Annotated in this window: 11 protein-coding genes; 7 read left to right on the top strand and 4 right to left on the bottom strand. The window is 71.7% G+C overall.

Features of this window, described 5'->3' with window-relative positions:
* Nucleotides 1-330: 330 nt before the first annotated feature.
* The 4 genes from ACIRS1_RS11470 to ACIRS1_RS11455 are packed head-to-tail and all read left to right on the top strand — an operon-like array spanning nt 331 to nt 5,870.
* Nucleotides 331-2,208, top strand: a complete 1,878-nt coding sequence (locus ACIRS1_RS11470; protein ID WP_402838604.1) for a methylmalonyl-CoA mutase family protein — start codon at nt 331-333, stop codon at nt 2,206-2,208.
* On the top strand, nt 2,205-4,412 hold the full coding sequence (scpA, locus tag ACIRS1_RS11465; protein ID WP_402838602.1) for a methylmalonyl-CoA mutase: 2,208 nt from the start codon (nt 2,205-2,207) through the stop codon (nt 4,410-4,412). The genes ACIRS1_RS11470 and scpA overlap by 4 nt, the downstream gene beginning before the upstream one ends.
* Nucleotides 4,413-4,424: 12 nt before the next feature.
* Nucleotides 4,425-5,429: a methylmalonyl Co-A mutase-associated GTPase MeaB gene (meaB, locus tag ACIRS1_RS11460; RefSeq protein WP_402838601.1), complete on the top strand. Its 1,005-nt coding sequence runs from the start codon at nt 4,425-4,427 to the stop codon at nt 5,427-5,429.
* Nucleotides 5,430-5,432: 3 nt separating this feature from the next.
* Nucleotides 5,433-5,870: an SRPBCC family protein gene (locus ACIRS1_RS11455; RefSeq protein ID WP_402838599.1), complete on the top strand. Its 438-nt coding sequence runs from the start codon at nt 5,433-5,435 to the stop codon at nt 5,868-5,870.
* Nucleotides 5,871-5,967: 97 nt separating this feature from the next.
* Here ACIRS1_RS11455 and cyaB read toward each other — a convergent pair whose 3' ends face one another.
* A complete protein-coding gene (gene cyaB / locus ACIRS1_RS11450; RefSeq protein WP_396317236.1) occupies nt 5,968-6,537 on the bottom strand; it encodes a class IV adenylate cyclase in 570 nt (189 codons plus the stop codon).
* A gap of 13 nt (nt 6,538-6,550) precedes the next feature.
* Entirely contained in the window at nt 6,551-7,402 is an 852-nt protein-coding gene (locus ACIRS1_RS11445; RefSeq protein ID WP_360214796.1) for a helix-turn-helix transcriptional regulator, read from the bottom strand.
* A 314-nt stretch (nt 7,403-7,716) separates the two neighbouring features.
* Here ACIRS1_RS11445 and ACIRS1_RS11440 point away from each other — a divergent pair, with 314 nt between their 5' ends.
* Nucleotides 7,717-7,890, top strand: a complete 174-nt coding sequence (locus ACIRS1_RS11440) for a hypothetical protein (protein WP_360214799.1) — start codon at nt 7,717-7,719, stop codon at nt 7,888-7,890.
* On the top strand, nt 7,887-9,068 hold the full coding sequence (locus ACIRS1_RS11435) for a methyltransferase domain-containing protein (protein ID WP_402838598.1): 1,182 nt from the start codon (nt 7,887-7,889) through the stop codon (nt 9,066-9,068). Before ACIRS1_RS11440 ends, ACIRS1_RS11435 begins: the two co-directional genes overlap by 4 nt.
* 112 nt (nt 9,069-9,180) lie before the next feature.
* Here the strand turns inward: ACIRS1_RS11435 and ACIRS1_RS11430 are convergent, their stop codons facing one another.
* Together ACIRS1_RS11430 and ACIRS1_RS11425 are read right to left on the bottom strand one after the other, a co-directional pair.
* Nucleotides 9,181-10,026, bottom strand: a complete 846-nt coding sequence (locus ACIRS1_RS11430; RefSeq protein WP_402838596.1) for a polysaccharide deacetylase family protein — start codon at nt 10,024-10,026, stop codon at nt 9,181-9,183.
* Nucleotides 10,027-10,244: 218 nt separating this feature from the next.
* Complete coding sequence (locus ACIRS1_RS11425) at nt 10,245-10,847, bottom strand: superoxide dismutase (protein ID WP_387899865.1); 603 nt, start codon at nt 10,845-10,847, stop codon at nt 10,245-10,247.
* A 360-nt stretch (nt 10,848-11,207) separates the two neighbouring features.
* On the opposite strand from ACIRS1_RS11425, the gene ACIRS1_RS11420 reads away from it, so the two are divergent.
* The gene (locus ACIRS1_RS11420; protein ID WP_402838593.1) at nt 11,208-13,523 is read left to right on the top strand and encodes a M9 family metallopeptidase; all 2,316 of its coding nucleotides are present in this window, start codon (nt 11,208-11,210) and stop codon (nt 13,521-13,523) included.
* Nucleotides 13,524-13,570 lie beyond the last annotated feature (47 nt).

Here is a 13,570-nt window from a genome sequence, read left to right as displayed (position 1 = left end):
GGGCTCCTTCAGGGGGGTCAGGGCGCGGCCCCGGCAGCGGCCGGAGCAGGGTGAAGGACGGGCGGGGGCGCACGGGGGCGCACGGGGGAGGAGCTCCCCACCCACCTTCTTCGAAGTAACTTAATAGATGACCCGCGGGGTTCCGCAATCCCCCTTCCGCGACCCCCGCCCCCGACCCCCTCCCACGACCCGCGACACCACCTCTGACCTCGGGTGCCACCCGCTACGGCACTCCCCGCCGCCCGGAGTGCTAACGGTCCGCTAAATCGAGGGAAAGGTCACACGGGTCGCCCCTCCTGCGCGCCTGCGAACGAGCGCTAACCTGCGGACATGAAGGTCCCGCCCGAAGGGCTCCCCCTCGCCGCCGAGTTCCCGGCCGCGCACCGTGAGCAGTGGCAGCAGCTCGTCGAGGGCGTGCTGCGCAAGTCCGGCGCACAGCCCGCGGACGGCCCCGCCGCCGAGCAGGCGCTCACCACCGAGCTCCCGGACGGGCTGCGCGCCCGGCCGCTGTACACCGCCGACGACACCTCCGCCGAGCCCGGCTACCCGGGCTTCGCGCCCTTCGTGCGCGGCGGCCGGCCGCAGGGCTCCGCCGTCTCCGGCTGGGACGTCCGCCAGCGGCACGCCGACCCGGACCGCACCCGCACCAACGAGGCCGTCCTCGCCGACCTCGAGAACGGCGTCGGCTCGCTCTGGCTGGAGATCGGCGGCGACGCCCTCCCGGTCACCGCCCTGCCCGAGGCCCTCACCGGCGTGTACCTGGACCTGGCCGCCGTCGTCCTCGACGCCGGACCCGAATTCACCGCTGCCGCCGAGCAGTTGTTCACCCTGTACCAGGAGCGCGAGGTCTCCCCCGGCGCCGCCACCGGCAGCCTCGGCGCCGACCCGCTCGGCCTCCAGGCCCGCACCGGCGACACCGGGCGCACCGCCGCGCTGCTCGCCGAGGCCACCGCCCTCGCCACCCGCTGCGCCGCCGACCACCCCGGCCTGCGGGCGCTGACCGTCGACGCCCTGCCCTACCACGAGGCCGGCGCCTCCCCCGCGCAGGAGCTCGGCTGCGCCCTCGCCACCGGCGTCGCCTACCTGCGCGCGCTCACCGCCGCCGGGCTGTCCGTCGACGCCGCGCTCGGCCAGCTGGAGTTCCGCTACGCCGCCGACGCCGACCAGTTCCTCACCATCGCCAAGTTCCGCGCCGCGCGCCGCCTCTGGGCCCGCGTCGCCGAGGTGTCCGGCGCCTCCCCCGAGGCCTCCGCGCAGCGCCAGCACGCCGTCACCTCCCGGGTGATGATGACCGCCCGCGACCCGTGGGTGAACATGCTGCGCACCACCGTCGCCTGCCTCGCCGCCGGCGTCGGCGGCGCCGACGCCGTCACCGTGCTGCCCTTCGACAGCGCCCTCGGACTGCCGGACGCCTTCGCCCGCAGGATCGCCCGCAACACCCAGTCGATCCTGCTGGAGGAGTCCCACCTGGCCCGGGTGATCGACCCGGCCGGCGGCTCCTGGTACGTCGAACAGCTCGGCGAGGAGCTCGCCCGGGCCGCCTGGGCCTGGTTCCAGGAGATCGAGCAGGCCGGCGGCCAGCAGGCCGCGCTCGTCTCCGGCCTGGTCGGCGAGCGGATCGCCGCGACCTGGGCGCAGCGCTCCGTCAAGCTCGCCAAGCGGCGCGAACCCGTCACCGGCGTCAGCGAGTTCCCCCACCTCGACGAGCAGCCGCTGGTCCGCCGCCCGGCCCCGGCCGCCCCCGGCGGCGGCCTGCCGCAGGTGCGCCGCGCCGAGGCCTACGAGGCCCTGCGGGACCGCTCCGACGCCCACCTCGCCGCCACCGGCGCCCGGCCCGCGCTGTTCCTCGCCTCCATCGGCACCGCCGCCGCCCACACCGCGCGCACCACCTTCGCCGCCAACCTGTTCCAGGCCGGCGGCATCGCGACCACCGCCGCCGAGGGCGTCGACCCGGCCGCCCTCGCCGCGGCCTTCACCGCCTCCGGCGCCACCGTCGCCTGCCTCTGCTCCAGCGACGCGCTGTACGGCGAACACGCCGAGGCCGTCGCGGCCGCCCTCAGGGAGGCGGGCGCCCGCAGGGTGCTGCTGGCCGGCCGGCCCGCCACCGCCCCCGCCGGCGTCGACGACTTCGTCTTCGCGGGCGGCGACGCCGTCGCCACGCTGACCGGACTGCTGAACGAGATCACCGACGAGAGCAAGGTGGCGTGATGATCCCCGACTTCACCGGAATCGGGCTGGACGGCGACACCGCCCCGGACGTCACCGACGAGCAGTGGCAGGCCGCCTGGCGGCAGTCCACCGGCAAGGACGTCGACGAGCTCACCTGGGACACCCCCGAGGGCATCGGCGTCAAGCCGCTCTACACCCCGGCCGACCTCGACGGGCTCGACTTCCTGCAGACCTACCCGGGCGTCGCCCCGTACCTGCGCGGGCCCTACCCGACCATGTACGTCAACCAGCCGTGGACCGTCCGCCAGTACGCCGGCTTCTCCACCGCCGAGGAGTCCAACGCCTTCTACCGCCGCAACCTCGCGGCCGGCCAGAAGGGCCTCTCCGTCGCCTTCGACCTGCCGACCCACCGCGGCTACGACAGCGACCACCCGCGCGTCACCGGCGACGTCGGCATGGCGGGCGTCGCCATCGACTCCATCTACGACATGCGCCAGCTCTTCGACGGCATCCCGCTCGACCGGATGTCGGTGTCGATGACCATGAACGGCGCCGTGCTGCCCGTTCTCGCGCTGTACATCGTGGCCGCCGAGGAACAGGGCGTACCGCCCGAGAAGCTGGCCGGGACCATCCAGAACGACATCCTCAAGGAGTTCATGGTCCGCAACACCTACATCTACCCGCCGCAGCCGTCGATGCGGATCATCTCGGACATCTTCGCGTACACCTCGCAGAAGATGCCCCGGTACAACTCGATCTCCATCTCCGGCTACCACATCCAGGAGGCCGGGGCCACCGCCGACCTGGAGCTCGCCTACACCCTGGCCGACGGCGTCGAGTACCTGCGCGCCGGCCTGGACGTCGGCCTGGACGTGGACGCCTTCGCGCCGCGGCTGTCGTTCTTCTGGGCGATCGGCATGAACTTCTTCATGGAGGTCGCCAAGCTCCGCGCGGCCCGGCTGCTCTGGGCCAAGCTGGTCAAGCAGTTCGACCCCAAGAACGCCAAGTCGCTGTCCCTGCGCACCCACTCGCAGACCTCCGGCTGGTCGCTCACCGCCCAGGACGTGTTCAACAACGTCACCCGCACCTGCGTCGAGGCGATGGCCGCGACCCAGGGGCACACCCAGTCGCTGCACACCAACGCCCTCGACGAGGCACTCGCGCTGCCCACCGACTTCTCCGCCCGCATCGCGCGCAACACCCAGCTGCTGCTCCAGCAGGAGTCCGGCACCTGCCGCGTCATCGACCCGTGGGGCGGCTCCGCGTACGTCGAGAAGCTCACCCACGACCTGGCCCGCCGGGCCTGGGAGCACATCCAGGAGGTCGAGGCCGCCGGCGGCATGGCCAAGGCCATCGACGCGGGCATCCCCAAGCTCCGCGTCGAGGAGGCCGCCGCCCGCACCCAGGCCCGCATCGACTCCGGCCGCCAGCCCGTCATCGGCGTCAACAAGTACCGGGTCGACAGCGACGAGCAGATCGAGGTCCTCAAGGTCGACAACTCCTCGGTGCGCGCCCGCCAGGTCGAGAAGCTGCGGCGGCTCCGCGAGGAACGCGACGAGGCCGCCACCCAGGACGCGCTGCGCGCCCTGACCCGCGCCGCCGAGGCCGGCCCGCAGCGCGGCGGCTCCCTCGACGGCAACCTGCTGCACCTGGCCGTCAACGCCGCCCGCGCCAAGGCCACCGTCGGCGAGATCTCCGACGCCCTCGAGAAGGTGTACGGCCGCCACTCCGGCCAGATCCGTACCATCTCCGGTGTGTACCGAGACGAAGCCGGCCCCTCCGCCCCCCTCCAGCGCACCCGCGACCTCGTCGAGCGGTTCGAGCGCGCCGAGGGCCGCCGCCCGCGCATCCTGGTCGCCAAGATGGGCCAGGACGGGCACGACCGCGGTCAGAAGGTCATCGCCACCGCCTTCGCCGACCTCGGCTTCACCGTCGACGTCGGCCCGCTGTTCCAGACCCCGGACGAGGTCGCCCGCCAGGCCGTCGAGGCCGACGTCCACATCGTCGGCGTCTCCTCGCTGGCCGCCGGGCACCTCACCCTCGTCCCCGCGCTGCGCACCGCGCTCGCCGAGGCCGGCCGGGAGGACATCACCATCGTCGTCGGCGGGGTCATCCCCCCGCAGGACTTCGACGCGCTGTACGAGGCCGGCGCGGCGGCCGTCTTCCCGCCCGGCACCGTCATCCCCGACGCCGCCTACGACCTGCTGAAGTCGCTGGCGGCCGACCTCGGCCACGAGCTGTGAGCCGCTGACCCGATGCCACCCCGGACGATCGACCTCGACCAGTACGCCGACGGTGTCCTGGACGGCTCACGCGCCTGGATCGCACGCGCCGTCACCCTCGTCGAGTCCAGCCGGCCCGACCACCGGGCGCTCGCCCAGCAGCTGCTCCAGCGGCTCCTCCCGCACGCGGGAGGAGCCGTCCGGGTCGGCATCACCGGCGTGCCCGGCGTCGGCAAGTCCACCTTCATCGACTCCTTCGGCACCATGCTCACCGGGCAGGGCCACCGGGTCGCGGTCCTCGCCGTCGACCCGACGTCCAGCCGCACCGGCGGCTCCATCCTCGGCGACAAGACCCGGATGGAACGCCTCGCCGTCGACCCGCACGCCTTCGTCCGCCCCTCGCCGACCTCCGGGACGCTCGGCGGCGTCGCCAAGGCCACCCGGGAGTCCATGGTGGTCATGGAGGCCGCCGGCTACGACGTGGTGCTGATCGAGACGGTCGGCGTCGGCCAGTCCGAGACGACGGTGGCGGGAATGGTCGACACCTTCCTGCTGCTCAGCCTGGCCCGCACCGGCGACCAGCTGCAGGGCATCAAGAAGGGCGTGCTGGAGCTCGCGGACGTCATCGCCGTGAACAAGGCCGACGGCCCGCACGAAACCGACGCCAAGGCCGCCGCCCGCGAACTCTCCGGCGCCCTCAGGCTGTTGCAGCCCCCGGACGCCGCGTGGACCCCGCCCGTCCTCACCTGCAGCGGGCGCGACGGCGCCGGCCTCGACGTGCTGTGGGAACGGCTGCAGCAGCACCGCAAGGTGCTGGACGCCACCGGCGCGCTGGCGGCGAAGCGGCGGGAGCAGCAGGTCGAGTGGACCTGGTCCATGGTCCACGACCAGCTCTTCGCACGGCTGCACGAACACCCCGAAGTGCAGCGCCTCGCGCCCGAGTTGGAGTCTCGGGTCCGGGCCGGCACCCTACCGGCCGGGCTGGCCGCGCAGCAGCTCCTCGACGGCTTCTTCGGCACCGGGCACCAGGGGGCATAGCACGTGGCCACCATCGTCCGGGACGTCCCGGTCGACGCCCCCGCGGACCGGGTCTGGGACGCCGTCCGGGACGTCGGAGCCGTCCACCGGCGACTCATCCCCGGCTACGTCCTCGACACCCGCGTCGAGGGAGACGTACGGCACCTCACCATGCCCGGCGGCACGGTCATCCGCGAGCTGATCGTCAGCGTCGACGACGCCCTGCGCCGCCTCGCGTACTCCGCCGTCGAGGGCTTCACCCTCCCCCTCACCCACCACCACGCCTCCTTCCAGGTCGTCACCGAGGACGACGCCCGCTGCCGCCTCGTCTGGACCACCGACGTCCTCCCGCACGAGCTGGCCGACCAGGTCCGCCTCCGGGTCACCCGCGGCGCCCAGGTCATGAAGGCCACCCTGGAGGCGCCGGTCACGGCACCGTGGCCACAAGGGCCGCAACCGTAGGCCACAGAGGCCACCGGACCGGGCCGGGCGCTCCTGGACGGCCTTGTGCCGCCCCGCCCCCCGACCGCGGGAGGCGCGGCGTGACGGCACCATGCGGTCAGACCGGCCTCGCCGCCGCAACGGCATCCGTATACAACTCGCTGGTCAAGTCCTCTTCCCCGATACCTAGTTCGGCCAGGACGGCACGGACCGAACCGAGCGCCGGCACGAGGTCCGCCTCCGCGGCAGCCAGCGTCTCCACCTCGATGAACGTCGCACCGTCCAGCTCCGGTACACGGACGAGGGTGGCCAGCAGACCGCGCCCGTCACGCCGGAAACCGTAGTTGCGACACCGCTTCTCGAAGGCGATCCGCGGAACGAAGCCCAGGCCCCGCACGATCTCGTGGATCGCGTCGGCATCCTCGACCCTGGTCTCCGCCTCCGGCTTCGACCCGGAGGCCTCGTCCACCCGGGCGCCCTTGTAGGTGAGCACGGTACGCGTGGCGTCCGGGCTGTGCACCGTACGGATCCGCAGCTCGCGGTCGGCCCCCATCAGGCTCCCGTCCGGCACGTCGTAGTACGTGTCGCGGTAGACCTCCGCCCGACCCGCACCGTAGCGATCCTCGAGCTGCTCGAGCACGCCCTCCGGGTCGCGAACGACCGCCTTGAGCTCCGCCTCGATCGCCATGATGCTCCCTCCGTCAGAACACGCGCTCGGCACTGTCCACCATCACCTCGAACTGGCGACGCCAACCCCGGTAGAGGGGACCGTGCGGGGTGGGCAGCACCTTATAGGTTGCCGACTCGTGCCCTTCCCAATCCGCGTCGAACGATCCGACGAAGAGCGTGCGATCCAGCCTGATGGTCCGCCACACCGGGAGGGTGCAGTACCGGTACAGCTCGACCCGCCCGACCCGGGAGAGCTCCCGCAGTCGGGCTTCTGCCAGCCGGATACCTCCGACGAGGGAGGCAGTGGACTCGCCGATCTCGGCCGCCCGAACGGCAACGGCCGGCGACTCCGGATCCAGGAGCAATACCCGTAGGCGGGGCGCGGACTCACCGTCGCCGCCCAGGTGTCGGCGCAGCAAGGAGTCTCGTAGGGCGAGGAGGCCAAGGCCGCGAACGGCAAGGACGTCCAGTTCGGTTGCCGACCTCGCCGCCTGCTGGATCTCGGCGGTCGCCGACGCCTGTTCGCTGTATACGCGCACGATTTCGGGAAACGCGGCCAGGTCGAAAGCCGTTCCGGGAACACGTCGACGGTCCGATCTCGGCGCCAGGCCCATGAGACGGCGCGCGTCGTCCGGGAGGTTGAGTCCGTCGGCGATCCGCTCGAAGACCTCCATCTTCGTGACCAGTCGGCGACCGTTGATGATCTCGTTCACCCGGCCTTGCGTCATTCCCACCTGGACCGCCAGGCGGGCCTGACTTGCCCCGCTGTGGTGCTGCACGTAGCGGAACAGAGCGGCAACGTCACGGTCGCGCAGTGCGTGCCGCGCCTGCTCGTTCTGCCAGGCCAGGTCGGGCAGCCTGATCGGCTCGAGTGCGGTTCCCATGGGGTGCGCCCCTGTCGGTCGATCCATCCCAGAGTGAGATTACCCCTTGGATATCGGCATTCACGGTCAGTGACCCGATCCTGGAGGAGTGACCGCTGCACGAGCGCCTCTCGGCGCCCTGCACCCAACTCGCCGGCGCTGCATCGGTCATGGCAATCGACCGCGTCAGCATGAGGAGCATCGTCATGAGCACTCCCCCGCCCAAACCGCCCTCGCCTCCGGCACCGCCCGGACCGGGGCCGGTGTTCCCGGTCAGCGGTAGGGCCGGCAGCACCACGACCACGACCGTCACGCCCATCAGGTAGGAGGCACCCATGGGATGGGGAACCGGCAAGGGCGGGAGCTCCGGAGGCGGCAGTGGCGCCAATGACGGCGGCCAGGGGAGCCATGCGGGCAAGAAGGACTTCGGCACGGCCACGTCGAACCCGGACACCTCGTCCGGTTCGAAGACCGGCAAGCACGGAAAGGCGGGCGGCAAGGGCAAGTGACCACTGACCGGAGCGTCCCGGAGCAGGCCGGCACGTCCGGCCTGCTCCGGGCCGTCACCCACTTCCTCGGGCACGAGGTGGCTCCCGAGTGGCGCAGGGCTGCCGAGGCTACGCCGCGCCACCTCTTCCTCCCCGATCGGATCTGGATCGACGACGACCTGACCCCCTGTGACCGTCAGCAGGAGCCGGAGCGCTGGTTCGCGGCCGCCTACGAGGACGCGCCCGTCGTGACACAGCTCAACGACGGGCGAGAACCGGCGGACCTGACCGACGCCCTGCCGTCCTCCTCGGCCTCGGCGCCGGCGATCGTGTTCGCGATGCTCGAACTCCTCGACCTCGCAGCCGGGATGCGGGTCCTGGAGATCGGCACCGGCACCGGGTTCAACGCCGCGCTGCTCTCCCACCGGCTGGGCGACGTGAACGTGACCACGGTCGAGATCGACCCCGCCGTCGCGGAGGCCGCGCGTTCCAACCTCAAGACGGCCGGCTATGCCCCGGCCGTCGCCTGCGGAGACGGAACCCTGGGCTGGGTCCCCGAAGCCCCGTACGACCGGGTGATCGCCACCTGCTCGGTCGAGCGGATCCCGTACTCCTGGGTCTCCCAGACCAGGCCCGGTGGTGCGGTGCTCGCGCCCTGGCAGAACCCGTGGATCTGTGGCGGCCTGCTCCGTCTCACCGTCGAGGACCACGGCACCGCCACGGGCCGCTTCACTCCCGACAGCGCCTTCATGCTGATGCGTACCCAACGCCGCGACCTGTTCCTCTTTCGGGACGTGGTCATGGACGAGCACGTCCCGGATGAGTGCACGACCGCCCTCTCCCCCTGGGCAGTCGCCGACTCCGCGTTCGAGACCCAGTTCGCGCTCGGCCATCGCCTGGGTGACCTCTGGTACGCCTGGCACCACGACCCGCACCTCGACGATGTGGACACCCGCCTCTGGGTGTCCACGACGAGCGGCGATTCCTGGGCGGCCGTCGACTGGGACGGCACGCAGAACACCGAGCGGTACACGGTGTGGCAGCACGGTCCGCGGCGGGTGTGGGAGGAGGTCGAGACGGCCCACGCGTGGTGGCTCGACAACGGCCGCCCCGGGCCGGACCGGCTGGGCCTGACCGTCACGGCCGAGGGTCAGACCGCCTGGCTCGACGACCCAGAGAACGCGTGGCCCTTGCCCTAGGCGGCAGCACGCCCCCGCGTGATCCGAGGCCTGCTGCACGACGAACGCAGCAGGCCTGCACGCCCCCATGAAGCCGGACCGTGCGGCCTCTTCCCGCGGGGAGGCCGGAGCCTCAGGGGGTGGACTGGACGGGGAAGCCGGTGGGGCGGCCCTGGTCCTTCAGCCAGGTGAGGACCTGGTCGAGGGCTTCGACGGTCTGCTGGCGGTCGCCGCCGCCGTCGTGGAAGAGGATGGTCGGGCCGAGGCGCATCTCCTTCTTGACGGTGGCGACGATGGTGGCGGTGCCGGGCTTGTCGAAGTCCTTGGAGTCGACGTTCCAGCCGAGCGGGCGCAGGCCGTTCGCGGCGGCGATGCGCCGGCTGTCGGGGGTGAACGAGCCGCCGGGGGCCCGGTAGTAGAGCACCTTGGCGCCGCCCGCGGCGTCCTCGATCATCTTCTTCGCGTCCAGGATCTGCTTCTCCTGGTAGGCGACGGGCTTCTTGTCCATGGAGGTGTCGTGGTCCACGGTGTGGTCGCAGAGCCGGTGGCCGGCCGCGACGACCTGCTTGACGAGGTCGGGGTGGGCCTTGGCCTGCGGGCCGATCATGCAGAACGTCGCCTTGACGCCGTGCCGCTTGAGCACGTCGAGGACCTTCGGGGTCCAGGTGGGGTCGGGGCCGTCGTCGATGGTGATGTTGGCGGCGTTGCCTCCGCTCTCGGAGGCGTGGGCTATGCCGTCGGGTATGCCGCCCTGCTGGGTGCCGCCGTCGCCGCCCTGGGCTCCGTCCCCGCCGTGGGAGCCGTCCCCGCCGGTGCCGCCGGCGGCGGAGCCCTGTCCGTGGGCGATGTCCTGCCGGGGTGCGCTGTCCGAGTCGGTGAGGGTCGCGACCCCCCAGACACTGGCGGTCAGGGCGAGGGCGGCCACGGCGATGGCCACCCGACTGCCGCTCAGGTCCTGCATGCGCGCTTTGACGTCCATCGTCCGACCGCTCCCCCGCCTGTGTGCGAACTCTTCGAGGGTGATGACGTGAGCCGGGTCGGCGGGGTTCCACGGATTCGCGCGTCGTTCCGAACGGAGGGCGACGACGGGCCCCGGGCCGTGGGAGGTGACGGGGCGACGGGGCGACGGGCACCGGCGACGGGGAGGGCCCCGGACCGCCCGACCGGTCCGGGGCCCTCCCGCTCACCCGGTGAGGGTCAGGCGCCCTGGACGGCCGCGAAGCGGGCCGACACGTCCTGCCAGTTGACGACGTCCCACAGGCGGGTGACGTAGTCGGGGCGGACGTTGCGGTACTGCAGGTAGTACGCGTGCTCCCAGGCGTCGAAGGCGAGCAGCGGGGTGGTGCCCTGGCCGACGTTGCCGTGGTGGTCGTAGACCTGCTCGACGATCAGGCGCTTGCCGAGCGGCTCCCAGGAGAGGATGCCCCAGCCGGAGCCCTGGACGCCGGTGGTGGCGGTGGTGAGCTGCTTCTTGAAGGCCTCGAAGCTGCCGAAGTGCTCGGTGATGGCGTCGGCGAGCTCGCCCTCGGGGCGGTCGCCGCCCTCCGGGGAAAGGTTCTGCCAGAACAGCGAGTGCAGCACGTGGCCGGACAGGTGGAAGGCGAAGGTCTTCTGCAGGCCGACCAGGCCGCCGAGCTGGTCCTTGTCGCGCGCCTCGGCGAGCTGCTCCAGGGTGTCGTTGGCGCCCTTGACGTAGGCGGCGTGGTGCTTGGAGTGGTGGAGCTCCAGGATCTCGGCCGACATCGCCCGCTCGAGTGCGGAGTAGTCGTACGGCAGGTCGGGAAGCGAGTAGGTGCCCATCAGGACACGGCCCCTTTCGGCGGGTTGAACGGTGGTGATCGTGCCGGCACCACACTATTGCGTATGAGTTGCAGGAACGAACTATGGGCTCCTGCTTATTCCTCACGTCACGGGGCGTCACGGGAGGCCGCCGGGTTCCCGCGGGTCATCAGGGGTCGAACCGGAACGAAGGGGACGCCCGGGCGCCGGGGCCGGCCTGACGGCACGTCCGCCCCGACAACGGTTCGGTCTCGCCGGGCGGAAATTCACACCCGGGCCTTCCCCCGGTCGCCAGCCTGTGACATTTTACATGTCACACATCAGGCGATCGTGTGTCCCCAACCACACGACGACCCTCAACGGCCCCGGAGGCCCCCACAGATGCGTCCCTTCCGGATATCCACGGCGCAGGCGCGCAAGCTGCCCGCGCTCGGTGCCGCGTTCTTCCTCGCACTCGGCCTGTTCGCACCGCAGGCCCACGCGGCCGGCGGTGGCGGCTCCACGCCGGTCACCACCCCGGCCGCGGCCGCCAGGACGGCCACCAAGGCCGCCGGCGCATCGGCCGCGCCGCAGGCGATCCCCGTGCCCAAGTCGCCCGACACGCCCAAGGACCCCCGCCCGCTGGCCGCGGACTCCCAGGGCAAGGCCAAGGCCCCGAGCGCGGGCAGTGCCGTCGGCACGGGCACCGCCGCCAAGGCGCCGAAGCAGTTCTCGGCCGCCGCGGCCGGCACCGGCTGCGACGTCTCCGCCTTCACCGGCACCTCCGGCGCCGCGCTGGTCCAGCAGGTCAAGGCCGCGAGCCTGGACTGCGTCAACTCGCTGTTCACGCTGACCGGCAACGACGCCAGGGGCGCCTTCAACGAGGCCCAGATGGTGACCGTCGCCAACGCCCTGCGCGACGTCGCACCGAGCTACCCCGGGGACGACTCGACCGCGGCCGGGCAGCTGGTGCTGTTCCTGCGCGCCGGCTACTACGTCCAGTGGTACCACTCGGACGTCGTCGGCCAGTACGGCACCGCCCTGCAGGGCGCGATCCGCGGCGCCCTCGACGGGTTCTTCGCCGCCCCGCACAGCAAGGACGTCACCGAGGCCAACGGCCAGACCCTCGCCGAGGCCGTCACGCTGATCGACAGCGCCCAGGAGAACGCCCGCTACACCGGCGTCGTCAAGCGCCTGCTGGCCGGCTACACCAGCACCTGGACCGGCTCGATGGCCACCGCCGTCGCCAACACCGAGACCGTCATCTCGCGCGGCTTCGACCTGCCGGCCTTCACCGCCGCGCTGCAGGCCGACCCGGACTTCGCCACCACCATGGCCTCGTTCGTCACCCGCAACGCCTCGCAGCTCAACGGCGGTGACCTGGTCACCTCGATCGGCATCCAGATCGGCAACCTGCTCGTCACCGACGCGCTCAAGGCCCAGGGCCGCCCGATCGTCAAGGACCTGGTCAACCGCTACCCGCTGGTCGGGGCGACCGGTCCGCTCACCATGAACCTGGTCTGGTTCGCGGAGAACAAGGACGCCGGCAACTGCGCCTACTACGGCACCTGCGACCTGCCGACCCGGCTCGTCCCGCTCGTGCTGACCGTCGACCACACCTGCAACGCCAACCTGCGCATCCGCGCCCAGGACATGACCGCGCAGCAGCTCGCCGACACCTGCACCAGCCTCGTCAACCAGGACCAGTTCTTCCACAAGGTGGTCAAGGACAACGGCCCGGTCGCCAACGACAACAACACCAGCCTCGAGGTCGTCGTCTTCGACGACTACTACAACTACAGCCTCTACGCCTGGCTGATGTACCACATCGCGGTCGACAACGGCGGCATGTACGAGGAGGGCAAGCCCGACGCGGCCGGCAACCAGGCCCGCTTCATCGCCCACGAGGCGTCCTGGCTGCGCCCGTCCTTCCAGATCTGGAACCTCAACCACGAGTACACCCACTACCTCGACGGCCGCTACGACTTCTACGGCGACTTCGACGCCGGGATGACCACCCCCACCATCTGGTGGGTCGAGGGCCTCGCCGAGTACGTCTCGTACAGCTACCGGGGCGTCCACTACGACGACGCCGTCGCCCAGGCCGGCAAGGGCACCTACGCGCTGAGCACCCTGTTCGACAGCACCTACGACAACGCGGACTCGACCCGGATCTACAACTGGGGCTACCTGGCCGTCCGTTACATGCTCCAGTCGCACCCGCAGGACGTCGACGCGCTGCTCGCCAAGTACCGCGTCGGGGACTGGAACGGCGCCCGCGCCATCCTCAAGAACACCATCGGCACCTCGTACGACGCCGACTTCGCCGCCTGGCTCAAGGCCTGCGCCGCCGACAACTGCGGCTCGCTGCCGACCAACCAGGCCCCGCTCTGCAGCGCCGCCGACACCCGGCAGTTCGACAAGAACTGCCGCCGGGACAACGTCGCCGCCACCACCGGCAACTACAGCTACAGCTTCCTGTACCTGCCGGCCGGGGTGAAGCAGCTGACCATCACCACCGCCGGCGGCACCGGCAACGCCGACCTGTACTACAACGGCGGCGCCTGGGCCACCACCGGCGCCAACCTCGCCAGGTCCACCAACGCCGGGAACGGCGAGACGCTCACCGTCGCCAACCCGCCGTCCGGCTGGGTGTACTTCAGCCTCTACGGGCAGCAGGGCTTCAGCGGCGTGACCGTCACCACCACGTACAACTGACCTTCACCGCACGAAGGGTGGGCCCCGCGGCGACGCGGGGCCCACCC

It is taken from the genome of Kitasatospora sp. NPDC101176, assembly GCF_044768035.1.
Taxonomy (GTDB): Bacteria; Actinomycetota; Actinomycetes; order Streptomycetales; family Streptomycetaceae; genus Kitasatospora.
This window is presented reverse-complemented; position numbering and strand designations above follow the sequence as displayed.